Annotated in this window: 24 protein-coding genes and 1 tRNA gene; 9 read left to right on the top strand and 16 right to left on the bottom strand. The window is 61.6% G+C overall.

All coding sequences use genetic code 11. The features are described from left to right. Position 1 precedes the first annotated feature (1 nt). Genes MESS4_RS02375 through MESS4_RS02365 form a run of 3 tightly spaced genes read left to right on the top strand, consistent with a single transcriptional unit; the run spans position 2 to position 3,191 of the window. On the top strand, positions 2-868 hold the full coding sequence (locus tag MESS4_RS02375; RefSeq protein WP_006326027.1) for a MaoC family dehydratase N-terminal domain-containing protein: 867 nt from the start codon (positions 2-4) through the stop codon (positions 866-868). Further along, the gene (locus MESS4_RS02370) at positions 865-1,701 is read left to right on the top strand and encodes a CoA ester lyase (RefSeq protein ID WP_006326026.1); all 837 of its coding nucleotides are present in this window, start codon (positions 865-867) and stop codon (positions 1,699-1,701) included. The genes MESS4_RS02375 and MESS4_RS02370 overlap by 4 nt, the downstream gene beginning before the upstream one ends. A gap of 2 nt (positions 1,702-1,703) precedes the next feature. Then, positions 1,704-3,191, top strand: coding sequence for an NAD-dependent succinate-semialdehyde dehydrogenase (locus tag MESS4_RS02365; protein ID WP_006326025.1), 1,488 nt, complete (start codon positions 1,704-1,706; stop codon positions 3,189-3,191). Positions 3,192-3,269: 78 nt separating this feature from the next. Here the strand turns inward: MESS4_RS02365 and MESS4_RS02360 are convergent, their stop codons facing one another. The 13 genes from MESS4_RS02360 to MESS4_RS02300 all read right to left on the bottom strand — a co-directional run bounded on the left by MESS4_RS02360 (position 3,270) and on the right by MESS4_RS02300 (position 17,857). Then, complete coding sequence (locus tag MESS4_RS02360; RefSeq protein ID WP_006326024.1) at positions 3,270-4,145, bottom strand: 3-keto-5-aminohexanoate cleavage protein; 876 nt, start codon at positions 4,143-4,145, stop codon at positions 3,270-3,272. A 12-nt stretch (positions 4,146-4,157) separates the two neighbouring features. Continuing rightward, the gene (locus tag MESS4_RS02355; protein WP_006326019.1) at positions 4,158-4,544 is read right to left on the bottom strand and encodes a RidA family protein; all 387 of its coding nucleotides are present in this window, start codon (positions 4,542-4,544) and stop codon (positions 4,158-4,160) included. 38 nt (positions 4,545-4,582) lie between these two features. After that, a complete protein-coding gene (locus MESS4_RS02350; RefSeq protein ID WP_006326017.1) occupies positions 4,583-5,896 on the bottom strand; it encodes an aspartate aminotransferase family protein in 1,314 nt (437 codons plus the stop codon). 18 nt (positions 5,897-5,914) lie between these two features. Then, the gene (locus MESS4_RS02345; RefSeq protein WP_006326016.1) at positions 5,915-7,960 is read right to left on the bottom strand and encodes an FAD-dependent oxidoreductase; all 2,046 of its coding nucleotides are present in this window, start codon (positions 7,958-7,960) and stop codon (positions 5,915-5,917) included. A 77-nt stretch (positions 7,961-8,037) separates the two neighbouring features. Further along, positions 8,038-9,528, bottom strand: coding sequence for an aldehyde dehydrogenase (locus tag MESS4_RS02340; RefSeq protein ID WP_006326015.1), 1,491 nt, complete (start codon positions 9,526-9,528; stop codon positions 8,038-8,040). Between the two features lie 259 nt (positions 9,529-9,787). Beyond that, a complete protein-coding gene (locus MESS4_RS02335) occupies positions 9,788-10,594 on the bottom strand; it encodes an IclR family transcriptional regulator (RefSeq protein WP_006326013.1) in 807 nt (268 codons plus the stop codon). Positions 10,595-10,606: 12 nt separating this feature from the next. Then, on the bottom strand, positions 10,607-11,965 hold the full coding sequence (locus MESS4_RS02330; protein ID WP_006326011.1) for an FAD-binding oxidoreductase: 1,359 nt from the start codon (positions 11,963-11,965) through the stop codon (positions 10,607-10,609). A 4-nt stretch (positions 11,966-11,969) separates the two neighbouring features. Beyond that, positions 11,970-12,770, bottom strand: a complete 801-nt coding sequence (locus MESS4_RS02325) for an ABC transporter permease (protein WP_006326010.1) — start codon at positions 12,768-12,770, stop codon at positions 11,970-11,972. A gap of 2 nt (positions 12,771-12,772) precedes the next feature. Further along, positions 12,773-14,044 (bottom strand): ABC transporter permease, encoded by a 1,272-nt coding sequence (locus tag MESS4_RS02320; protein WP_036240466.1) that lies wholly within the window; start codon positions 14,042-14,044, stop codon positions 12,773-12,775. 56 nt (positions 14,045-14,100) lie between these two features. Next, a complete protein-coding gene (locus MESS4_RS02315; RefSeq protein ID WP_006326008.1) occupies positions 14,101-15,150 on the bottom strand; it encodes an ABC transporter substrate-binding protein in 1,050 nt (349 codons plus the stop codon). Between the two features lie 29 nt (positions 15,151-15,179). After that, positions 15,180-16,235, bottom strand: coding sequence for an ABC transporter ATP-binding protein (locus MESS4_RS02310; protein ID WP_244441040.1), 1,056 nt, complete (start codon positions 16,233-16,235; stop codon positions 15,180-15,182). 397 nt (positions 16,236-16,632) lie between these two features. Then, positions 16,633-16,709, bottom strand: a tRNA-Arg gene (locus MESS4_RS02305). 260 nt (positions 16,710-16,969) lie between these two features. After that, the gene (locus MESS4_RS02300) at positions 16,970-17,857 is read right to left on the bottom strand and encodes a D-alanyl-D-alanine carboxypeptidase family protein (RefSeq protein WP_036240446.1); all 888 of its coding nucleotides are present in this window, start codon (positions 17,855-17,857) and stop codon (positions 16,970-16,972) included. A 190-nt stretch (positions 17,858-18,047) separates the two neighbouring features. Between MESS4_RS02300 and MESS4_RS02295 the strand changes: the two genes are divergently transcribed. The 3 genes from MESS4_RS02295 to MESS4_RS02285 all read left to right on the top strand — a co-directional run bounded on the left by MESS4_RS02295 (position 18,048) and on the right by MESS4_RS02285 (position 20,320). Next, entirely contained in the window at positions 18,048-19,172 is a 1,125-nt protein-coding gene (locus MESS4_RS02295) for a hypothetical protein (protein WP_006326003.1), read from the top strand. 84 nt (positions 19,173-19,256) lie between these two features. Beyond that, the gene (locus MESS4_RS02290) at positions 19,257-19,883 is read left to right on the top strand and encodes a nucleoside triphosphate hydrolase (protein ID WP_006326002.1); all 627 of its coding nucleotides are present in this window, start codon (positions 19,257-19,259) and stop codon (positions 19,881-19,883) included. Between the two features lie 80 nt (positions 19,884-19,963). Continuing rightward, complete coding sequence (locus tag MESS4_RS02285; RefSeq protein WP_006326001.1) at positions 19,964-20,320, top strand: hypothetical protein; 357 nt, start codon at positions 19,964-19,966, stop codon at positions 20,318-20,320. Positions 20,321-20,345: 25 nt separating this feature from the next. On the opposite strand, the gene MESS4_RS02280 is transcribed toward MESS4_RS02285, so the two are convergent. Genes MESS4_RS02280 through MESS4_RS02270 form a run of 3 tightly spaced genes read right to left on the bottom strand, consistent with a single transcriptional unit; the run spans position 20,346 to position 22,569 of the window. Beyond that, positions 20,346-21,050 (bottom strand): glutathione S-transferase N-terminal domain-containing protein, encoded by a 705-nt coding sequence (locus MESS4_RS02280; RefSeq protein ID WP_006326000.1) that lies wholly within the window; start codon positions 21,048-21,050, stop codon positions 20,346-20,348. A 51-nt stretch (positions 21,051-21,101) separates the two neighbouring features. Further along, a complete protein-coding gene (locus tag MESS4_RS02275) occupies positions 21,102-22,310 on the bottom strand; it encodes a beta-ketoacyl-[acyl-carrier-protein] synthase family protein (RefSeq protein WP_006325999.1) in 1,209 nt (402 codons plus the stop codon). A gap of 4 nt (positions 22,311-22,314) precedes the next feature. After that, positions 22,315-22,569, bottom strand: a complete 255-nt coding sequence (locus MESS4_RS02270; protein ID WP_006325998.1) for an acyl carrier protein — start codon at positions 22,567-22,569, stop codon at positions 22,315-22,317. A gap of 264 nt (positions 22,570-22,833) precedes the next feature. Here MESS4_RS02270 and MESS4_RS02265 point away from each other — a divergent pair, with 264 nt between their 5' ends. Genes MESS4_RS02265 through MESS4_RS02255 form a run of 3 tightly spaced genes read left to right on the top strand, consistent with a single transcriptional unit; the run spans position 22,834 to position 24,230 of the window. Next, the gene (locus MESS4_RS02265) at positions 22,834-23,619 is read left to right on the top strand and encodes an urease accessory protein UreD (RefSeq protein WP_081609619.1); all 786 of its coding nucleotides are present in this window, start codon (positions 22,834-22,836) and stop codon (positions 23,617-23,619) included. 43 nt (positions 23,620-23,662) lie between these two features. Next, the gene (locus MESS4_RS02260; protein ID WP_006325996.1) at positions 23,663-23,965 is read left to right on the top strand and encodes an urease subunit gamma; all 303 of its coding nucleotides are present in this window, start codon (positions 23,663-23,665) and stop codon (positions 23,963-23,965) included. A gap of 10 nt (positions 23,966-23,975) precedes the next feature. Beyond that, entirely contained in the window at positions 23,976-24,230 is a 255-nt protein-coding gene (locus tag MESS4_RS02255) for a DUF1272 domain-containing protein (RefSeq protein WP_006325984.1), read from the top strand. Positions 24,231-24,245: the final 15 nt, after the last annotated feature.

Genomic DNA, 24,245 nt, shown 5'->3' with positions numbered 1-24,245 from the left:
AGTGGACGCGACCGAACAGAAGCTATTCGCAGAATGGATTGGCCGTCAGAGCGAGAGCATTGATGTCGTTTCGGAGCGCCTCGTGCAAAGCTTCAGGGCCATTTTCGAACCCAATCTCGCGCCATCGGCCGCGGGCCATGCCCCATTGGGCATCCACTGGTGCCTGTCGCCGGCGATCGCCGCGATGGACCAGTTGGGAGCCGATGGCCATCCGGCTAGGAACCTGTCGTTGCCGCCAGTGCCCCAGCCGCGCCGTATGTGGGCGGGTGGTGAACTGCAGGTGCACGACGCCTTCCGGATCGGCGATGAAGTCCGCCGGGTCTCCACGATCCGCGACGTTGTCCGCAAGCAAGGCAGGTCGGGCGAGCTCTGGTTCGTCGCGGTTGACCATCGCTATCATACCTCTCGCGGTATCGTGCTGAGCGAACGGCACGATATCGTCTACCGGGAGGCCGCCGCGGCGGTGCCGAAGCACGCTGCGTCGGACCACGAAAAGGCTGCCCCGGCGCCAAGCCGCCCCGTCGGGAGATCGTGGGCTTTGGTTCCATCATCCACGCTGCTGTTCCGCTACTCGGCGATCACGTTCAACGGTCACCGCATCCATTATGACCTGCCTTACGCCACCCAGGCGGAAGGCTATGCGGGCCTGGTGGTCCACGGCCCTCTGCAAGCCACGCTGCTGCTCAACCTGGCGGCGGCTCATGGGGCAGGGATCCCGGCGACTTTCCGCTATCGGGGTGTTGCGCCGGCGACCGCGGGCCACAACCTCACCATTGCAGCCTCGCCCGAGGGGCGGCGGTTCTGGACACAAGGCGACGGCGGTGTTGTCCACATGGAAGCCGATGTCGACCGGGATCTGGCTGTATGAGCCCGCAAGGCAATCAACTCTGCTCCGCTGTCGCGCCCTTGTTTGTGCCGGCGGATCGACCGGAACGGTTTGACAAGGCCGATCGGTCCGGCGCCGATGCGGTGATCATCGATCTCGAAGATGCGGTCGTGCCTGCCGCGAAGGAGGGTGCCCGGTCCAACCTCCGCCAGGCGCTGACGCTGCGCAACCCCACCTACGTTCGTGTGAACGCCGCGGGCGGCAACTGGTACGATGGGGATATTGCCGCGATCAAGGCATTGGGACTGCGGCGCATATGCCTGCCGAAGGCAGAATCGCCGGCCACGGTCGATGCGGTCGTCCAGACGTTGGGTGACGACGTCGAAATCATTGCCCTGGTCGAAACTGCCCGGGGACTGGAGGCCGCAGCCGCCTTGGCTGGTCATTCTCATGTCGCGAGACTGGCCTTCGGGCCCGCCGACTTCGCCCTGGATCTAGGCGTGGCCGCCTCCGAGGCCCTCAAGGCGCATGCCATGATGCGGCTGGCTGTGGCGAGCAAGGCCGCCGGCAAGGCCCTACCGTTGGACGGCCCGTCCTTCGAGGTGACGGATACCGCCAAGCTGACCTTCGAATGCCGACAGGCCTTGGATCACGGTGCTGGCGGGAAGCTTTGCATCCACCCCGCCCAAATCGCGCATGTCATCTCAGCTTTCCAGCCGAGTGACGAGCAACTGCGCTGGGCGCAGCGCGTCCTCGACGCTGCCCAGGACGGCGCGGCGCGCCTCGTCGACGGCAGGATGATCGACGCACCCATCATCGCCCGGGCCCGGGCGCTTCTCCTCAGGGGCCATTCGCAATCCAGTGGAGGTGTCTGACCATGGCTGTGTCAGCGACAGTCCTCAGCAAGATCAAGGACAAGGATCTGATCCGGGAAGCGGGATTGATCGGCAAAGAGTGGCTCGACCAATCCCAGTCCGGAAAAACTTTCGAGATCACCAACCCTTCGACCAACGAAGTGCTGGCCACGCTGCCCGATTTTACCCGGGCCGAGATAGCGAAGGCTATCGATGCGGCTTATGTCGCGCAAAAGGACTGGGCGGCTCGCACCGGCAAGGAGCGCGCCGCCGTTCTACGGCGCTGGTATGACCTGACCATTGCCAGTCTTGACGACCTGGCGACGATCCTGACCGCCGAGATGGGTAAGCCCTTCGCCGAGTCCAAGGGCGAAGTTCTCTACGGCGCGTCTTATATCGAATGGTTTGGCGAAGAGGCCAAGCGCGTATATGGCGACACAATCCCCGGGCATGCCCGTGACAAGCGGATCGTCGTCATCAAGCAACCTGTCGGGGTGGTTGGCGCGGTTACACCCTGGAATTTTCCCTCGGCGATGGTAGCGCGCAAAATCGCTCCGGCGCTGGCGGTAGGTTGCTCGATTGTCTTCAAACCAGCAGCCCTCACACCACTCTCCGCCTTGGCCTTGGCCGTACTCGCGGAAAGGGCAGGAGTGCCGGCAGGGCTGTTGAGCGTTATCCCGATCACGAAGAGCTCGGACTTCGGCGATGAGATTTGCGAAAACGTGAAAGTGCGCAAGCTCACCTTCACCGGGTCCACTGAAGTCGGCCGAACGCTTATGGCGCAGGCCTCGGCGCAGGTGATGAAGCTCAGTATGGAACTGGGTGGCAACGCGCCGTTTATCGTGTTCGACGATGCCGATGTCGATGCTGCGGTCGAAGGCGCTGTTGTTTCGAAATATCGCAATGCCGGGCAGACCTGCGTCTGCGCCAATCGGCTTTATGTGCAGAGCGGTATCTACGATGAGTTCGCCGAGAAGCTGGCGCGTCGGGTTAAAGCCTTCAAAGTGGGCGACGGCTTCGCCGAAGGCACCGAGATCGGCCCGCTTGTCGACGACCGCGCCGTGGCCAAGGTCAGGCGTCACATTGAGAATGCCGTCTCTCAGGGCGCTAGCATTGTGGCGGGTGGACCAGACCATCCTCTCGGCGGCAATTTCATCTGGCCGACTGTTCTGACCGAAGTAACCTCCAAAATGGCGGTAGCTCGCGAAGAAACATTCGGACCGTTGGCGCCCTTGTTCCGCTTCGACACCGTCGAAGACGTCATCGAGATGGCAAATGACACCGAATTTGGGCTTGCGGCCTATTTCTACGCCAAGGACATGGGCCGAGTATGGGCCGTTGCCGAGGCCTTGGAGTACGGTATGGTGGGCATCAACACCGGGCTGATCTCAACTGAGGTTGCGCCGTTTGGGGGTATCAAGCAGTCAGGGTTCGGCCGGGAAGGTTCGAAATACGGCGTAGATGACTATCTGGAGCTGAAATACTTGTGCTTTGGAGGGCTCACCAGCTAAGGCACGAATGGGCGCGCGCTTATGAAGGAGATGTTTGGATCCGCTGTGGTGCAAACTTGATCGAAGCACTCACAATCACTAGGCCTCCAGTGCAAGCTGAGATCGCGCTGAAGCTGGGCTGGCGATAGTGGCGCCGAGGCTCTCCAGGAGCCATTTCGCTTTCTCGACGAGTTCGGCATTGCTCTTCACAAGCTCGGTCTTCGACATGCGGATCGTGTCCTCCATGCCGATCCGCACGTGGCCGCCGAGCAGGTAGGACTGCATCAGCATCGGGTAAGCGGCGCGACCGATGCCGAAGCCTGTCCAGATGGCGTCGCGTGGCAGCATGCTGCGGGCGAACATCATTGTCTCCGGCGTGGTCGCGAAGCCGTATTTTACGCCAAGCACAAGACTTGCGAGCGGAGGGCCGCGAAACACGCCGCTTGCGAGAAAGTCGTTGAGGAGATTGATGTCTCCGCTGTCGAAAAGCTCGAACTCGGGTCGGACCCCACAGTCATAGATGATCTCCGCCATCTTCTTGACGTTGGGTGGAGTGTTGATGACGACCTCGCTGCCGAACGTCATCGTATTGAGATCCAAGGTGCAGATGTCAGGCCGTAGATCGCGAATGTGCTCGACGCGACGTCCGGCCGTGACGAAATTCGTCCGGGGCCCAGCGATCTTGGGATCCTCTTCTCCAGGCTGGAACCGGCCACCAGGTCCGGTGGTGATATTCAGGATCACCTCCGTATTCTTGGCGCGGATCAGACGAACGAGTTCGCGGTAGTGATCGAGTTCCATCGACGGCCGACCGTCGGGATGACGGACATGAAGATGCAGGATGGACGCACCGGCGTCGGCCGCATCGAGTGCCGAGGCCGCGATTTGTTCCGGCGTCACCGGCAAATTGGCGTTGTCTTCCGGCCTCGTCAGGCTCCCGGTCACGGCGCAAGTGATGATGGTGTCCTTCGACATGAGGCTTCTCTCTCAGCTTGCGAGGATGGCAGTGGCGGCGATCTCGACGAGAAGACCATCGTCTATGAGTGCTCCCGCCTGGACCATCGTCGTTGCCGGCCGGATGTCACCGAAGACGGAGCCGTGGGCTCTGCCAACCGCTTCCCAATCGCTCATGTCGCGCAAGAAAATGCGTGTCTCGACGACATCGCCAATCGAGGCGTCGAGTTCGCGCAACGCAGCGCCGATGCGCTCCAGAACCACGATGGCTTGCCCTTCCGCGTCGCCGGGGTGAAGCGCGCCATCGGGTCCGGAGGCGGCAGTGCCCGATACGATAATGATGTTTCCGGCGCGGACGGCCCGGGAATAACCGATAGCCGCGCCCCACTTGTTGTTCACGTCGACCCTGGCCCTTTTCATGTGCCGCTCCTTGGCTGTCCTGGAGTTTCCTGCCGCTATCATGATGCGAAAGGCAGCAATGCCCGGTCGAATGCCCGTATTATCTCGTCGATATCCGCATCTTCCATGGCGGTGGAGAACGCCATCAATCCATTGCCTGCAATGATCACGCCTTCGTCGAACAACGCCTTGGCGAGGGCCGATACCCGCGCGGCACCATCCGCCGCGACGAATGTGGAGCGGTAGTCGCTCAACGGTGCGTCCGTCAGATGGACACGTCGCAGCGAACCCTGTCCGGTAACCTGCCCCTTGATCCCGTGTCGGGCGAAGCAGGCACGAATACCCTGGTCGAAGCGATCACCGAGCGCCTCGAGCTTCTCGAATGCGGCAGGGGTCAACTCCTCCAGAGCGGCTATCCCTGCCGACATGGACATGGGATTGGCACTGAATGTGCCGCCATGCGGCACCGCGGGCGGACCCTTGCTCGGATCAAACACCGACATCACCTCCGCACGGCCGCCGATGGCGCCGATCGCAAAGCCGCCGCCGATAATTTTGCCGAGCGTGGTGAAATCCGGATCGATGTCGAAACGGCCCTGCGCACCATTGTAGCCAAGGCGAAAGGTGATGACCTCGTCGAGGATCAGCAGCGCCCCAAGCTCGCGCGTAACCCGCCGCAGCATCGCCAGATACTCGGGCTTTGCCGGCACCAGCCCTGCGCGATTGGGCATGACATCGACGAGCACGGCCGCGAGGCTGTTGCCGCTGGCGCGAAGGATTGCCTCGGCTACAGGCGTGTTGTTGAAGGGAATGACGACGACATCGTCGAGCACGCCCTGGGGTGTCCCTTTGGCTGTCGGCACGGATCCCGGCCTGTCGATATCACCCCAGGTGGCGGGGCTGGCGTCCTGGCTTGTCTCGGCCGGATCGTAGGTCCCATGGTAGGCGCCCTCGCATTTTGCAATCTTCGGTCTGCCGGTATAGGCGCGCGCGGCCTTGATCGCGTTCATCACCGCTTCAGTGCCGGAATTGGTGTAACGAAGCTGCTCGACGGACGGCAGACGATCGCACAGTATCTCCGACAGTCGGATCTCACTCTCGGTGGGCATGCCAAAACACGTTCCGGCTTCGAGCTGCCGTGTGGCCGCCTCAAGGATTTGGCGGTTGCCATAGCCATGGATCAGAGAGGTGAAATTCCCCAATGCGTCGATCCGGACATGGCAATCGATGTCGGTGATCCGGCAGCCGTCGCCGCGCCAGGCATAGATTTGATGCGGTTTGCGGTAGACGGTCGTACGCGTGTTCCCGCCAGGCATGACCTCGCGGGCACGGGCATAGAGCTTTTCGGAATTTGGTGTCCCGGGTGCTGACATGAGTTCGCTCTTTGGGTGCTAAGTGGCAAGGTTGATCCGCTCGCGACGCAACGTCGGGTCGCCGTTTTCGAATTCTTGTGCGAAGCGGTGTCCTGAATAGACGGCGGCATAAATGGCAGCCGGCGCTTCGCAATCCCCAATGCGCGAGACGCGGCGCAAGCGACCTGCGTCACCCTTGTCAAGACGAGCGGTCAGCGCCTCAAACAGTTCGTTGCGAGGTAGCCGCGCTGTGACGAGGACAAGAGCGTCGGTCTCTCGGTGGTTCGTTGCGCCTGTTCGCGCATCGATGAAGAGGGCCTGGCCTTCATGCGTACCGGTAAGCGCCATGTGCGTAACCATTCCGACGCCACGCTCATATAGCCGCGTTGCTGTTCGGATGTTTTCAAGCGTGTTGATCGTGAAGGAGGAGATGTCGGCCGCCGGCGTGACCAGCGTCACATTTTTGCCCATTAGCGCCAACTTTTCAGCGATCACGGCGCCCATGTAATAGTGGTCGTCGTCGTAGACGATAATTCGGCCCGAAGGGATATTGCCGCCCATGATGTCGTCCGGTGTGAACACGGGCACGCTGGCCGACAATGGAAGCGGCTTGAACGCGGCGCGCCCCACTCCATCGGCGCGCCATTGCGATCCAGTCGCCAGCACGACTTCATCGGCGTCAAACTCGAGAACGTCGGCCAATCCGAGATCGCTTTCGAGATAGACCCCGATATTCGGGAGCTTGTCGATCTGCGTGACGCGCCAGTCGCGGACCCTCAGCCATTCGCGCAGGCCCGGCAGCTCGCCCTCACGCGTTACGCGACCACCGAGACGGCTCTGCCGCTCCGCCAAGGTCACCTGGTAGCCGCGCTGACCGAGAGCCCGGGCGCATTCGAGCCCCGCCGGCCCGCCACCGACCACGAGGACGCTCGCATCGCTTGATCTGGTGGGAATTCGCTCGGGATGCCAGCCGCGACGCCATTCCTCGCCCATGGTCGGGTTTTGGGTGCAGCGCAGGTTCGTCATGGCAAAGTGGCTCGACACGCAGATGTTGCAACCAATGCATTCGCGGATATCTTCGTAGCGCCCCTCCTCGATCTTCTTCGGCAGGAAGGGATCCGCGATCGACGGGCGCGCGGCGCCAATCATGTCAAGCACGCCGCGGCGGATCAGACTTGCCATCGTGTCCGGCGAAGTGAAGCGCCCGACACCGACGACCGGCTTGGTGGTGACGCCTTTGATCCCGGTCATGAACGGCTCGTGGTCGTTCTCCGATGCGAAGCGGGAGGTCGGCGAATCGTCGGCCCAGGTTCCGACCACGAGATCCCAAAGATCCGGCAGTTCGGCGAGCAAGCCGATGGCCTCTATCCCTTCGTCCGCAGCGCGAAGTCCTTCGGGGCCAAACAGTTCATCGATGATCAGACGTACACTAACCGCGCAGGCATCGCCGCCACCCTCTCGCGTCGCCTCGATCAATTCCTTCAGAAGGCGAACCCGGTTTTTCAGCGAGCCGCCATATTCGTCGGCGCGCTGATTTCGGGGCGAAATGAATTGGAAGGCGATGGTGGAAAAATTGCCGTCGACATTGAGGATGTCGAAGCCGGCCTTGCGCGCACGCTGCGCCGCCGCCTTCCACCAGCCCAGCAGTGCCTTGATGTCGGACTTGTCCATGGCGCGAACCTGGACCGGATGGTGTCCGCTGACGGGTCGGTCCATAGGGCCGAGCGGCACTTCGCGGGTCATGCGATTGGCGTTGTAGTAGGCGGGATAGGCGAGTTGCACGCCGGCGAGCGAGCCGTGCTCGTGGACTGCTTCGACCATCAATGCGAGCGGTGGAATATCGCCGTCATCCCACAGCATCTGCAGAACCTCCGGCATCAGGTCGCCAGAGGGATGAACCGAACAATGCTCGGTGTTGACCACCGCCCATCCGCCCTCGGCCTTGATACCGCGCATCGCGGCATGGGCTTGCGGTCGCAGATTGCCCATGCCGTTGCAGTGAGGTGCCTGGTAGAATCGATTGCGGGCGACAACAGGTCCGATCCGCACCGGCTGGAACAGGATATCGAAGCGTGGATCGCGCATGCATGGCTCTTTCTGTGCCCTCGCCTCAAAGAACGAGGAAGGGCGTGCTTGGTCGGTGGATGAAGCCAGGACGATAGCTAGGCGCGGATCTTGATCCAGGTTGCCTTGAGCTCGGTGTATTTGTCGATCGCATGCAGCGATTTGTCCCGTCCGAAGCCCGACTGCTTGTAACCGCCAAAGGGCATTGTAATGTTGCTCTCATCGAAGTTGTTGACCCAGACAGAGCCCGCTCTCAGCCGGCGAGCGGTGGACAGCGCGACGTCGATGTTGTCGGTCCATACCGCGGCGGCGAGGCCGTAGATGGTGTCGTTGGCGAGCGCGACCGCCTCCTCCGCCCCGGAAAAGGAGATGGTGGCGAGGACGGGGCCGAAGATCTCCTCCTGTGCAATCCGCATCTTGTTGCTGACATTGTCGAAGACGGTCGGCTCGATGTAGTAGCCGCCGGTCTCGCTGAGCACACGCTTGCCGCCGGACTTGAGCTCGGCCCCTTCCTTGGAGCCGATATCGATGTAGTCGAGCACACGATCCATTTGAACCTGGCTGACCATGGCGCCTAGCTTCGTGGCTGCATCGAGGGGATCGCCAACCGTAAGCGTTTTCCCGACAGCAATCACCTTCTCGAGAAACACGTCCTTGATCTTGGCATCGACCAGCAGGCGCGAACCGGCGTTACAGACTTCACCCTGGTTGAAGAAAATGCCGTAGGCCGCCGCTGTCGCGGCTTCGTCCAGGTTGCCACAATCGGCCATCACGATATGTGGAGTTTTGCCGCCGCATTCGAGCGCCACGCGTTTCATGTTCGACTGGGCAGAATAGCTCATGAAGAGCTTGCCGACTTCAGTCGAGCCAGTGAACGTCACCGCGTCGACATCCATGTGCAGGCCAAGCGCCTTACCCGCGGTCTCGCCAAGGCCGGTGACCACGTTGAACACGCCATCGGGAATGCCGGCCTCAGCCGCGAGCTCCGCGAGCCTGATCGCGGAAATCGGCGACTGCTCTGCCGGCTTGAGAATGACTGAGTTGCCTGCCGCGAGCGCTGGCCCGAGTTTCCAGCATGCCATCAGCAAAGGAAAGTTCCATGGAACGACCGCCGCCACGACGCCGACAGGCTCACGCGTAATCATACCTAGAGCACCGCTGCCGGTAGGAGCAATCTCGTCGTAGATCTTGTCGATCGCCTCGGCATACCAGGCGATCGTATTGGCCGATGCCGGGACGTCGATGGACCGTGCGTCTGAGATCGGCTTGCCCATGTTCAAGGTCTCGAGCAAGGCCAGTTCATCACCGTGCTGATGCATCAGATCGGCGAACCGCTGCAGCACTTTCTTGCGTTCGCTCGGCGAGCGTCGCGACCAGGACCCAGAGTCGAAAGCCTGGCGCGCGGAGCGTACCGCCAGGTCGACATCCGCCGCGTCGCACGACGCTATTTGGGCAAGCGTTGTTCCATTGGCGGGATTGATCGCGTCGAACACCCCACCCGACACCGCGTCGACGAATTTTCCGCCAATGAATGCCTTCTTGCGGAGATTGAGATTTGAGGCGGCTTGACGCCAGTCGATCGCGCTCATGGGATTTGCCTTTCTCGATAATCGATATAACAATTCAATTAATGAGAAAGTAGACCTGTAGACCGCTTGCTGTCAACATAAGATCGCAGTGCTCGACATTGATTTCTCTGAAAACCAGCGTCATCCATGTTTCGTCAGATATTTTCTGTGAACATTTTCCAGACGTTGCACGAAAAGAGGCAATTATTGCAATAATACACGCCAATAAGAGCGCTTCGGTTACTACCAAACGCTGCCATGCAAACAAGGATTGCTGGATTCAGTCTGTAATTGTTAACGTATGCCGGAATTGTTTCTCGAGGACCTTAGAGAGTTTCTCCGCCAGGCGCTTGACCACTGCGACATTAATTTCTCGGTTGGTGTCGATAATCCCCTGGATCGTGCCCGTCACGCACAGGCTATGCTGCGTACGCTGCCCATCGATCCTGATCGGGGCGGCGATCGCGGCAAATCCGTCCACATCTTCTCCGACGCAATAGGCCACGCCGGTTTTGCGCACGAGTTGCAGCTCTTCCACGAGAATGTCGAAGTCGACTTTGGTCGCCGCCGTGAACCGCTTGAGCGGCTTGTCGAGTACCGAAGCGATGAAATTCGGATCCTGAAAGGCGAGGATCGCCTTGGCAGAGGCGCCGGCGTGCGCTGGGATTTCAAGCCCCGGGACGATGTAGGCCCTGACCAGATTGCCGGGCGCGACCATGTCGAGGCTGCGCACGCTGTCGCCCGACAGTCGCGCGATGAAGCAGGCCTGGCCGGTCTTTTCTGAAAGTTCTTGTAACGTCGGGCGCGCAACGACCTTGAACCAGTCGTCGCTCGCACCTGAAAAGAGCAGTCTTTCCAATCGTCGCCCGAGCTTGAAATTGGCCGTGCTTGGGCCGCTCTGCTCGATCAATTCAACATCAGCCAAGCTCTTCATCAGCCTATAGGCCGAGGCTTTCGGCAGATCGAGCATCTCGCCAACGGAGGTTCCCGAGATACCGCCTGGAAAGCCGGCGACGATCTCAAGAATACGCACATAGCGCTCCAGAGGCTTTTCAGTGGCCGCTTTGCGCGTCGGAGTTTTTGCCATGATGTATGCGCTCTAGCCTCTTGCGATTCGATCATCATGCCAGTCGAAATAGCGCATAGCCAAGGGCACGAACCACGGCGAGCCGTTAAAGAATGGCGCCGTAGGAAATTTTTCGACATCGAAGGCCGAAGACATGTCTCCCCGTTGAAGAATTCGGGCAGCGAGCTTCTCCCCGAAATGTGTTCCAAGAGGAATGCCTGCAAAGTTGTAGCCAAGGGCGAAGTGCACGCCGTCCTTCGTGCCGATATGGGGCATGAAATCGAAAGTTCCCGCGCAGTGCCCGGTCCAGGCACGACTGAGGCGGACACCCTTGAGGTCAGGCAGAGTTCTCACAAGGCGATCGCGGAGCGCGCCTGCGAGCGGCGTCGCCGTCGGGCTCGCTGTACCAGTCATGCCGCCAAACAGGATGCGGCTTGAATCAGGTGCGGGGCGAATAAAATCGATGTTCATCCTGGTGTCGAGATAGGTGCGGCGGTGCGGTATTACCTTGTCGATTATTTCCGGTGGCAACAGCTCGGTTGCAACAACAAAGCCGCGGAAAGGAATGACCCGCCTTGCAAGCCATTTGAGGTCGCGGCTCGTATAACCATTGGTGGCGACAATGACATGAGGGGCAGCGATGTTTCCTCTCGACGTTCGAACGGTCTTCCCGCTCGCGCCGTGCTCGACCCCCACGACATTGGTGAGAGGATACAGCCTGACACCAGCATCGAGCGCCTTGCGGACAAGGCCCGCGTGATAAAGCCCGGGATGAATCGAACCGAGATCTGGAATGACCGCGCCGCCATGGTAGCTGTCGGAGGCGATTTCCGTATGAACTTCATGTTTCTCGACCACGGAATAGTCGAACCCGACGGCCTGTCGGGTCTGTTCAAGTTCGGCAATCAAAGCTCGAAAATGAGCCTTCGAATTGGCGGCAATGAAGCGGCCGCAGGTCTGGTAGTGGCATTCGATGCCCTCGTGCTCGACGAAGGCCTGAACACCGCGCATGGCGGCATCAAGCTCACGATAGACCTTAACCGCGTGCTCGCGCCCTGACCTTTGCGCCAGCCATTCGACGGACCGCTTCAGCGTGCGACCGACGAAACCGGCATTGCGGCGTGCAGCGCCCTCGCCGATCCTCTGCGCATCGAGAACGGCAACCTCACAACCCGAGCGCGCCAGCTGCAGCGCGGCGACCAGACCGGTGATGCCGCCGCCAACGATGACGACATCAGCCTTGCCATGAGGGATCACCAGTTCCGTGTTCTCGCTGGCAGGGGGCAGCGGTGCCGCCGACCACCAATAAGGTTCTTCGCGATAATCGTCGGCGAACAATCCGGCTTTCGCAGCACCAAACCTCCCGATGTCTTGCGACATGACGTGCAGCATCAAGTTACCTTTTCTTATTAGCGTTGTAAGCTACAGCCATCAGGCAACTCGTCAGTATGATCATCACCGTGGCGGCGGCGAGGATCGTTGGATCGAGCTGTTCACGCAGTCCCGTGAACATTTGCTTGGGAAGCGTGCGCTGCTGAGGTCCGGCAATAAAAAGGACCATCACCACTTCGTCGAATGACGAGGCGAAAGCGAAGACCGCTCCCGCCGCCACGCCTGGCGCGATAATTGGAAGCATCACAGTTCGAAATGCCGTCACGCGGCCGGCGCCGAGACCTGCCGCGGCCCGCATCAGGTTGAAGTCGAAGCGGGTCAATGTCGCCGTGACGGTGATGACAACGAAGGGCGATGCCAGAATGGTGTGTGCAATAACGACGCCGGCGTAGGAATAGTTGAGGCCGAGCGGCGAAAAGAAAATGAACAGTCCGAGGCCTAGCACGACGACGGGAACGATCATCGGTGAGATCGCAAGCGCCATCACGGCGGTCCGGAAAGGGAACCGTGGATTTACAAGCCCGATTGCCGCGAGCGTGCCCAGAGTCGTGGCGACAACGGTGGTCGAACTCGCAATCACCAGACTGTTGACCATTGCCCCGGTCCACAAAGGCGAGGAAAAAAGTTCCGTGAACCAGCGAAGAGACGATGCACGGAATGGGTAGGTAAACCAGGGATCGGCGTTGAGGGAAATTGGGAGAGCGACCGCCAGCGGGAGCATCAGCAAGAGAAGTGCGATCCCAACAAATCCATAAAGCGGTATACGAATATAGGTGGGAAACTCAGTGTAGACGCGGCGGCCCATGTTCAGATCCGATCCGACGAGTGACGTGCGACATGTCGCGCAAGGGGGAGAGCAACGAGGCCAGCCCCAAAGATGAGTATGACGCTAAGCGCCGAAGCAAGCCCCCAATTCAGATCCTCATTGGTAAACCTGGCAATGAAGAAGCTCACCATCTGATCGGACGGTCCACCCACCAATGCGGGCGTCAAATAAAAGCCAAGGCACAGCACGAAGGTGAGAAGGCCGCCAGCGGCAATGCCCGGGATCGACTGCGGCAGAAAAATCGTTGCATGGGCCCGGAGTGGTCCTGCCCCGAGGCTGCGGGCTGCCTTTACCTGGTTCGTCGGGATCGCCCGCATCACGCTGATCATAGGCAGGACCGTGAACGGCAACTGGATCTGGATCATCGCGATGATGGTCGCCATGCGGGTGTAAAGGAGGGGCAGTGGCTCGGGTATCAGTCCCGTTCGGGCCAGCGTGTTGTTGAGAACGCCGTTGGTCTGAAGGAAGACTATCCACGACATGGTGCGCACGAGGAGCGAGGTCCAGAACGGCAGGAGAATGAAGAACAAGAGGACCGCGGCTGTCCGCCCACTGGAATTGGCTATGACATACGCGACTGGGTATCCGATCAAGATCGTGAGCCCCGTCACGACAAGGCTGATCAGGATCGTCCTTAGATAGATCGACCGGAAATCATAGCTCGCTTCCTGAGACAATCGACCATCGGCTTCGATCTTTACAGGAAAGCCTGTCGCCCAGCGCAAATAGAAGGCGCTGTAGCGACCGTTGTAGTGCCTGATGATGCTCCAGACACCGCTCTGTCCCCAGGCCGGGTCTGCCTTGATCAGTTGGGCCTTCCAGGCCTGCGGGTCGGCGCGGTCGAAATCCTTGGAGAGGGTCCGCTGGGCACCGAGGATGACATTCGCCCCGCGGGACAATTCGTAACCCACCCGACGGCCTAGCGGGCGTATTGATCCTGCATGTCCCGCAGCCTCGAGCTCCTGTCCAAGGGTCATGTAGACGGCGGTGACCGGCACATCATCTCCGTCCCAGGCCTGAAGCGCCTGCGTTGTCAGCGGCAGTGCTCTGGCGATTTCCCCGTCCGATACCGCCGTATGAACGATCGAACCTATCGGGATCACCAGGAACAGAAGCAGAAAAATCAGAAGCGGCGCCGCCGGAAGAGCAGCCCGAACTGCCCTCCGGTGGCTGTCGCTCCTGATCGACGAGCGAACGACGACACGCGCCGTCGGTGCCGCGGCCTTTGCCCCATGGGCATCATTCTGCGTCATTACCAGGCCCACGTCACCGTACGGTAGTGTCATCCGAGAACTCCCACCACTTGGGGTTATTGGGAAATCCAGCTGGAGAAGCGGGCGTTTAGCGCGTCACCGTTTTTGGCCCAAAATGCGCCGTCCTGGGCCAAGGCGCCCTCACTGTTTTGCGGGGCAGACGGCAAGTTCGGCAGCACGTCCTTTGCGACCAGATCGCTGGCGGCCTTTACGGTCGGGCCGTACGCGATGTAGTTGCTCAAGGTGGCGTTGACATCTGGCTTGACGCTGAAGGCCACGAAATCCTTGGCAGCTGCAAGGTTCTTCGAACCGGATGGGATAACCCACATGTCAAAGCCACGGATCTGATTGGTCCAGGCGATCCCAAGATCGGCATTTTCCTTGGCGTTGGCGTCAGCTATGCGGCCATTCCAGGCCAGCGCCATCTTCACCTCGCCGGATTTGAGCAGCTGCGGCGGTTGGGCGCCGGCCTCCCACCAGACTATGTCCTTCTTGATCGTGTCGAGCTTCTTGAAGGCTCTATCAACGCCGGCGGGAGTTGCGAGCGTGGTATAGACGTCCGACGCCGCGACACCGTCCGCGAGCAGGGCGAGTTCAAGGGTGTCCACCGGACTCTTGCGGAAGCCGCGTTTGCCGGGGAAGGCCGTGCTGTCGAAAATGTCGGTTAACTTGGTAGGGGCCTTCGGGAACGCCTGTTTCTGAAACGCCAGGATCGTGGCGTAGACGCTGGTTCCCACCGCGCAATCGGTAAGGGCGCCATCGACGAGACCCGCGGACTTGAAGGCCACGTCAGCACCAATCTTCTCAAGCAATCCCTGGTCGCAGGCGGTCGCCCCTGTTTGCGGATCGACGTCGATGACGTCCCAGGCAACATTGCCGCTATCGACCATGGCACGCAGCTTGGCCAGTTCACCGCTCCAGGTGTCCTGGGTGACGGTGATGTTGTTTGCTTTCGCATATGGATCGAGAAATGCCTTTGTCTGTGCCTCCTGCAGAGCCCCACCCCAGGAAACGACGGTCAGACCGTCTGCCAGGGCTGGAAAACTCACCGCAGTCAGGACAAGCCCGACAAGGAACGATTGTTTGAATGAACGTGCTCGTGGCATGTGATGTCCTCTCTGGATTTTCGGTTGTGTTATCTGCCGTCAAGCGCCCATGCATCGCGCGGCTCCCAGTCGAGAAGGACAGGGCTGCCCATCTCCATCTGGATTCCCAACGATGATGAACTCTTCGCAATCAACCGTTCCCCGCCCGGCAGTTCGACGTGGATCCGGAACTGGTCGCCGCAGTAGATGATGTCGCTGATTTGCCCGCTAAGCGTTCCGGCGCGGTTCTGCCCAGTGATGCGGACGCTTTCCGGTCTGATGGCGATCGTCGCTTGTTGGTCAACCTTCGTGTGAACGCTGCTGCGCGCCCAAATTTCCTGGCCGCCGGCGAGCCTTGCGCGCGCCAGGTCGCCTTCGATCGAGACGACTTTCGCATCAAGGCAGTTGTTGTCGCCAACGAACTCCGCGACGAAGCGGCTCGCGGGATGGCCATAGATATCTAGCGCCGAACCGATTTGCTGGATGCGGCCGTCGTTGAAAATGGCGATCCTGTCGGACATCGTCAGCGCTTCGTGCTGATCGTGCGTCACGTAGACGACTGTCAGGTCAAGCCGATCGGCGATCCGACGGATTTCGAGCTGCAAGTCCTCGCGCAGCTTCTTGTCCAACGCGCCGAGCGGCTCATCCATCAGCACCAGGCTGGGTTCGAAGACAAGCGCTCGAGCAAGTGCGACCCGTTGTTGCTGGCCACCCGACAGGGCCGCGGTCCTGCGCTGCGCAAGGTTCGAAAGTTGGACCATCGCCAGCGCTTCGTCGACGCGAGTGGCGATCTGCTCCCTGGAGGAGCCGCGCACCCGCAACGAATAACCAACATTCTCGGCGACCGTCATATGCGGGAAGAGGGCATAGTTCTGGAACACCATGCCGATGTTCCGCTTTTCCGGCGGCTTGTCCTGAATCGGCCGCCCGTCGAGCGTAATTTCACCCGCTGACGGATATTCGAAGCCAGCGAGCATCATGAGCGTCGTCGTCTTGCCCGAGCCCGAAGGACCAAGAAGCGTCAGAAATTCGCCCTTCGCGATGTCAAGGTTCAGGTCGCGCACGACGAAGCTGTGGCCGTCATAGGTTTTGGATATGCCGGTCATGCCGACATGCATCGGGGGCTGAACCATGGCTGAAAGTGTCTATCCCATTTTCTCGATTAACGAGACTTGTTATTGAATATCGAGAATAGAAGCATTCGGGTTGGCCTGCGTCAATCCCCTATGCACAAATTCTGACCGGCTGGGGTTGGGACCGTTGACTGGCGGCCATCCTCTGTGAGTGCTGCCCAAATGAGCACGCTCAGTTGCCCGACCCACTTTCGGGAGACGACCGCTTCAGCAGAAATGAGGCTCAACGGGGTCAGTCCGAACGAAATTTCATCAATCGGCACCGCTCTGTAGGCGGGAGAAACTACCGCCAGTGCTTACGTCGAATTAGTCTCAACGTCATATTCGAGGGGCACAGCATCGCATAAACGTTTGAAATATAACGGAAAATTGGCGCACCCGACAGGATTCGAACCTGTGACCTCTGCCTTCGGAGGGCAGCGCTCTATCCAGCTGAGCTACGGGTGCCTTCAGGATCGGCGATCCGGAAAACGGACCAGCCGGTGAACCGGCCAGTCCCGGCTTCTTAGCGGAAGCCGGGGCGGGCTTCAACGGGCAAGTGATGGGCGCTATGAAGTTGTCCCTGTGGCTTCCAGGCTGTCGGACAGAAGGTTCGCCTCCGCACCCGGCCGCTTCGGGCTGCTGCTCTTCGGGCGTTCATTGTCCGCGATGCGGACCACTTCCCACTCCGCTGGGCAGAAGTGGCTGGCGAGCTTCCGGCGATCCCCTCACTGCTCCTGCGCAAACATCAGCTTCGTCTTCGCAATAGACATCGGCGAAAGGCTCCGCTGGATCAGCGCCTCGACATGGTCGTTGCGTTGGCGGGCGCTGTCGGCGCCCATCACCACGATGATGAGCTGGCGCCCGTCGGCCTCGTAGGAGGTGACGATGTTGAAGCCGGAGGCCCTGATATAGCCGGTCTTGATGCCGTTGACGCCGCGTACACGGCCGAGCATGTCGTTGTGGCCGCGCACCAGCCGGCCGCGGAACATGAAGTCGCTTTCGGAGAAATAGTGGAACTGCTGCGGGAAGCGGGCGCGCAGCGCCATGCCGAGCACCGCCATGTCGCGCGCCGTGGTGCGCTGGTCGGCGTCCGGCAGGCCCGAAGCGTTGCCGAAGACCGTGCCGCGCATGCCGATCTGACGCGCCTTGGCCGTCATCATGCCGGCGAACGCATCTTCGCTGCCGCCGAGATATTCGGCGACGGCGACCGCCACGTCGTTCGCCGATTTGACGACGATCGCCCGGATCGCCGAATCGACATCGATCGTCTCGCCGCGCCTGAAGCGCAGCTTGGTCGGCGGCTGCCTGGCGGCATTGTCCGAGACCGGGATCTGCGTTTCCTTGGCCAGGCGGCCTGAATCCAGCGCCTCGAACAGGAGGTAGAGCGTCATCATCTTGGTCAGCGACGCCGGGTAGCGCGTCGCCGTCGAGTTCACCTGGAACAGCGTCTGGCCGGTTCTGGCATCGACGACGATCGCCGCATATTTCTGCGGCGCCGCCGGCACCGCCAGCATGCTGTCGGGCGGCGTCGTCGTGCAGCCGGCCACGAGCGCCAGCAGCGCAAACGCCGCGACAAATCTTTGGATGAGCGGAAAGAGACGCAAGTGGGACAAGACGGTCTGTTCTGAAGGCAGGCTGTTGCTAAGACGGACGGAACGTAGCCTAACCCGATTGCCCCGTCCATTTGGTTAATGCCGGTCTTGCCGGGCATTGTCGGCCAGCCTGATGTGAAATGCTGGCCACGCAGCTTGCGCAATCGGCGCGGAGCAGGTTTTGCTGGCGCGACAGAATCGGCAGGTGCGCATGGACATTGTCACGATCAAGGCAAAGGGTATTTCAGTGTCGGTCGATCTTGCGGTCGGCCATCTCGCCGACATGGCGGTCGACATCGACGGCCGCCGGCTGAAGCCGCTGCATCGCGCGCCCTGGATCGACGAGCCGCGCGAGACGCTGCCGCAAGACCTGCCCGAAGGCACGGTGCACCTTTCCGGCGATTTCCTCTGCGCGCCGTTTTCGCGCAGCGATGTCGAGGCCGCACCCTTGCATGGCTGGACGGCCAACAGTCCCTGGGATGTCGTCGCCTCCGAGGCAACAGTCGATGGCTGGCGGGCCACCTTCCGGCTGCGCCGCAAAGTCATGGGTGCTGCGGTCGACAAGATCCTGACCTTGCGCGACGACCATCCCTTTCTCTACCAGGAGCATATCTTTTCCGGCGGTTCGGGCGGGATTTCCGTTGCCCATCACCCGATGACGGCAATGAAGAATGGCGGCAGGCTCGCCTTTTCGCCGAAGCGGTTTGCCGCCACGCCGGACGATCCGCTGGAGCCAGATCCGGCCCGCGGCCGCTTCCGGCTGGCCTATCCCGCCCGTTCGGCCGACCTGACGCGGTTTCCCGCCACAGACGGCGGCATGCTCGATCTCAGCGACTACCGCATGGACCTCGAGCGTGAGGATTTCCTCACTTTGGTCGAGGCCGACCATGGCGGGCCGGGCTGGACCGCGCTGGCGCGGCATGCCGAACAGGATCTGGTGTTGGTGCTGAAGAACCCGGCCGAACTGCCGGTCACCATGCTGTGGATCAGCAATGGCGGACGTGACTACGCGCCGTGGAGCGGCCGCCATCGCGGCGTGCTCGGCATCGAGGATGGGCGCTCGGCGCTCGGCCATGCCGCCTCGCTCGGCGACAACTGGCTGAAGCGGGAAGGCTTGGCGACGGCCTTTGCCCTTGCCGAGGGCCGCAGCCTCTCCTTCCGCCATGTCATCGGCGCCTTGCCGGAGACCCGGGAAGGGTCACGGAACAGCCGCAAACCGCCGCGCGACATCGCGACCGGACAGGGAAAGATGCGCATCCTGGCAGCCGATGGTACGACGCGGGACGTTGCTTTCGACAGCGATTTCCTGCGGATCGGCCGGGCCGCTCCCGCCTGAATGCGTCGCGTGGTTTGAAATTTCCGCGAACTGTCGCCAAGATGCGACCGAAATTGTCTCACGAATCCAGGCCGGAAAACGCCGATGTCCGAGATCGCCCATCTCGCCGCCACCATCTTCAAGCGCGCCGGCAAGGCGAGCCGCTTCATTGTCGCCATCGCCGGCCCTCCGGGCGCCGGCAAGTCGACATTGTCGGCCAGCCTGCATGAATTGCTGCCGGAGGGCAGCTCGGAAGTCGTGCCGATGGACGGCTTCCACTATGACGACATCGTGCTCGAGCGGCGCGGCCTGCGTGCACGCAAGGGGGCTCCGGAAACCTTTGACTTTGCCGGCTTCGAGACGCTGCTGAAACGCATCCGCGCCGGCGAGCCTGATATCGCCATCCCGGTGTTCGATCGCGGCATGGAACTGTCGCGCGCCGCCGCCTCGATCGTCGCCTCCGAGACCAAATTCATCCTGGTCGAAGGCAACTATCTCTTGCTTGACGAGGAACCCTGGTCGCGACTGACGCCATTGTTCGATTTCTCGATCTTCGTCGATGTGCCGCGCGCCGAACTCGAGCGCCGGCTGCTCGAACGATGGCATGGCCATGGCCGTTCCGACGAGGATGCCCGCGCCTGGATCGCCTCCAACGACATGCCGAACATCGACCGCGTGCTTGCCCGTCGCCGGCCCGCCGATCTGGTGATCGGCGATCACGCCCGATTTTAGGAATGTTCGTGGCGGAACCTTAAGACTTTCCGGTCGTTATCCTAGACCGGCATATTTTGCCGGCATAAGGGAACCGTCCGATGGCAACCAAGGCAAGAAAACCCGCGCCCGCGAAGGGCAAGGCAGTCCAATCAAAGACAGGCGCCGGCCCGGCGATCGCCGCGCGTTCCAAGGATGCAAAGCCGGTGTTCGGCAAGGCAGCGCTGAAGAAGGTGGTGCCAGCCGCCAAGGCAGCCGCAAAAACCGCCCCAAAACCCGCCAAGTCCAAAAAGCCGGCAACCAGCGGCGGGTCCATGGCGGGCAGCGCCATGCGCGCGGCCAAGACCACGGCCAATGTGGCGGCCGGCGCGGTTGTGGCCACGGCCCGAGGCGCTGCCTCCCTTGCCGCTTCCGTCATGGGCAAGGGCGGTGCCAAAACCAGGGCCAAGGCAAAATAGGCTTACCGACTTTTTGGCGGCCGGCTTAGCCTTTCGCCGGAATGTAGAGCCCCTTTTGCACCGCCGGCCGGGCAAGGCCGCGCTCCAGCCATGCCGCCACATCGGGAAAATCGTCGAAGCCGACGAGTTCCCGCGCCTCATAGAAGCCGATCAGATTGCGCACCCAGCCCAGCATCGAGATATCGGCGATGGTGTAGTCGTCGTCCATGATCCATTTGCGGCCCTTCAGCCTGGTGTCGAGCACGCCGATCAGCCGCCGCGACTCGTCGCGGTAACGCTCCAGCGGGCGCTTGTCGGCGATCTCGCGCCCGGCGAATTTGTTGAAAAAGCCGACTTGTCCGAAGATCGGCCCGATCGAGGCCATCTGGAAGAACACCCACTGGATCGTCTCGTAGCGCCGCACCGGGTCGGCCGGGATGAGCTTGCCGGTCTTGTCGGTAAGGTAGAGCAGGATGGCGCCGGATTCGAACAGGCCGATCGGTTTGCCGCCCGGACCGTCCGGGTCGATCATCGCCGGTATCTTGCCATTCGGGTTCAGCGACAGGAATTCCAGCGTCCAGCTCTCGTTTTGGCCGATATTCACAAAATGCGCCTCGTAGGGCAGGCCGAGCTCCTCCAGAGCGATCGAAATCTTGACGCCGTTCGGCGTTGGAGACGAATAGAGCTGGATGCGGTCGGGATGGCGGGCTGGCCAGCGCGTGGCGATCGGAAAGGCGGACAGGTCGGTCATCGGAATTCCAGGGCGGGGATTCGGGCGAGGTGGCGCAGGGGTACTTTGCGGTCAGACCGGCTTGAACGCCAGCACCGCATTGGTGCCGCCGAAGGCGAAGCTGTTGCTGATCGCGGCGCGCACCTTGCGCTCGCGCGCCACGTTAGGCGTGATGTCGAGATCGCAATCGGCGTCGGCTTCGCGAAAATTGGCCGTCGGCGGCACGATGCCTTCGCGGATCGCCATGACGCAGGCGATCAGCTCCAGGGCGCCCGATGCGCCGAGGCAGTGGGCGTGCATCGATTTGGTCGACGAGATGGAAAGCCTGTGGGCATAGTCGCCAAAGACGCGCTTGATCGCCGCCGTCTCGATCTGGTCGTTGGCCTTGGTGCCGGTGCCATGCGCATTGAGATAGTCGATATCTTCCGGATTGAGCCCGGCATCGACGAGGCAGAAGCGCATCGCCGCCTCCGGACCTTCGATGGTCGGCGCGACGATGTCGGACGCGTCGGCGGAAAGTCCGGCGCCGGCCACCTCGGCAAGAATGTCGGCGCCGCGCGCCATGGCATGCTCGTAGGTTTCCAGCACCACCATGCCGGCGCCTTCGCCAAGCACCAGGCCCTGGCGATCGGCCGAAAACGGCCGGCACGTATCGGGCGCCAGCACCCTGAGCGCCTCCCAGCCTTTCAGGATGCCCCAGACCAGCGGTGCATCGGTGCCGCCGGCGACCATGACATCGGCGCGGCCGAGCCTGATCTGGTCGACCGCCGAGGCAATGGCGTGGTTGGACGAAGAGCAGGCCGAGGTGATGCCGAAGACCGGTCCGCGCAGGCCGAGATTCATGCTGACATGGCCGGCGGCGGCGCTTGGCATCACTTTCGGCACGGTGAAGATGCCGGTACGGTTCTTTCCCTCGATCAGGATGGAGCGATAGCTCTCTTCGATCGCCTCCCAGCCGCAGACGCCGACGCCGACGATGGTGCCCATCCGGTAGGTATTGGTCTCGTGCGAAGCCAGGCCGGCCTGCTGCGCGGCTTCGCGCGCGGCGATCGTCGCCAGCAGGCTGAAGCGGTCCATCGAGACGGTCTGCTTGCGGTCGATGCCGTGATCGGGCAGCGCCTTGATCTCGCAGCCGACCCTGACCTTCAGGTCATACAGCTCCGAATTGACGATCGGGCCGATGGCCGAGCGCCCGGCACGCATTTCGCCCCAGATCGCAGGTGCATTGGTGCCGAGCCCGCAAATGCCGCCGATGCCGGTAATGACGACGCGCTTGTGCATTCAGTCAGGCTTTTTTCGCGATCAGCGCGCGAACCGCCTCGACCATGTCGCCGACGTTCTTCAGGTTGCTCCAGGCGTCGACCGTGTTCATCTCGATCTCGATACCGTACTCTTCCTCGAGATCGAAGATGATCTCCGTCAGTTCCAGCGAATGGATGCCCAGTGCTGTCAGCTCGGTATTGGTGGTGATTTCTTCGCCACCGGGCTCGGCATGAGCCTTGATCTTCGCGATGATGTCCGTTGCCAGCTGATCAGCCATTCGGTTTCTTCCCCAACCTTGTCGTTTCCCGACGCTAACTGATCAGCGCCCCTTTTTGTCCCCGGATTCGAATCGTCGTCACCCCTTTTTCCCCATCAGGCGCTGCATGACCGTTCCAAGGTGGCTCCCTCTATAGAAACCGAAACGTTGTCAAGCAACAAGCTATATATCGACAAAGCCGCAGCAGTGCTTAACGTTGGCGTCGTGGACACGATCGAACATGGCCAGACTTCGGTTCCGCCGGCCGCCCAGCGCGTCGCCGGAATGGCGCGGCTTGCCTGCGACAGGAATGGCGGCCGCACGCGCCTGCGGCGCCTCTATCAGGATGGTTCCGCCAAGATCCGCATGCCGGCCGTCTCGACCGATCCGCTGGAAGCCGTCCTGATCAACACCGCCGGCGGACTGACCGGCGGCGACCGCCTCGGCTGGGAGATCGATGTCGGCGCCGGCGCCTCCGCCACCATAACGACGCAGGCTTGCGAGAAGGTCTACCGCGCGGCATCCGGGCGTGCCGAGGTGCGGGTGAGGCTGAGCGTCGGCGCGCACGGCCGCATTGCCTGGCTGCCGCAGGAAACCATCGTCTTTGACCGATCGGCCTTTGCCCGCAGGCTCGATGTGGAGCTTGTCGCCGGCGCCGAGGCGCTGCTGCTCGAGGCGACCGTCTTCGGCCGCCTCGCCATGGGCGAACGCGCTGCCCAAGGCAGTTTCCATGACCGCTGGCGGGTATGCCAGGACGGCGTACTCATTCATGCCGAGGATTTCCGTATCGGGCCCGGCATTGCGGCTGCTCTTGGCCGTTCCGCGGTGGCCGGCGGTGCCATCGCCATGGCGACGCTGCTGATGGTCTCGCCGCGCGCGGAGGCCTTGCTGGATCCGGCCAGGCAGATCATCGGCGGCGAGGGCGACGCCAGTGCCTGGAGCGTGAGGAAATCTGGCAAGCTTCTTGCGAGGCTGTTCGCCGCGGACGGCTACCAGCTCCGCAAGCGGCTGGTTCCGCTCGTCGAATTGCTCAACGGACGAGCGGGTCTGCCCAAATTATGGTCACTCTGATTCCGACTACGCCACTCTTTGTTGATGCCATCCGGGAAAACGCATGAACCTGACGCCGAGGGAAAAGGACAAGCTGCTCATCGCCATGGCGGCGATCGTGGCGCGCAAGCGGCTCGAACGCGGCGTCAAGCTCAACCATCCGGAGGCGATCGCGCTGATCAGCGACTTCGTCGTCGAGGGTGCCCGCGACGGCCGCCCGGTCGCCGAGCTGATGGAGGCCGGCGCCCATGTCGTCACCCGTGCCCAGGTGATGGAAGGCATTGCCGAGATGATCCACGACGTTCAGGTCGAGGCGACGTTTCCCGACGGCACCAAGCTAGTGACCGTGCACGAACCCATAAGGTGAGGAGAGGAAAATGCTTGAGCTGCGCCCCAACTGCGAATGCTGCGACAAGGACCTGCCGCCGGAGGCGACGGACGTGCTGATCTGCACCTTCGAATGCACCTTCTGCGCCGATTGCGTGGAACATGTGCTGGGTGGCGTTTGTCCGAACTGCGGCGGTGATTTCGCACCGCGCCCGATCCGCCCGGCGGCGATGCTGAAGAAATATCCCGCTTCGACGAGGCGCGTTCTCAAAGCCGAGGGCTGCGGCCCCCGCAAAGCCGCCTGACCGGCATGATCCCAG

It is taken from the genome of Mesorhizobium sp. STM 4661 (assembly GCF_000359125.1).
GTDB lineage: Bacteria > Pseudomonadota > Alphaproteobacteria > Rhizobiales > Rhizobiaceae > Mesorhizobium.
Note: the sequence above shows the minus strand (reverse complement) of the source record. Positions and strands in the feature narration are given on the sequence as shown.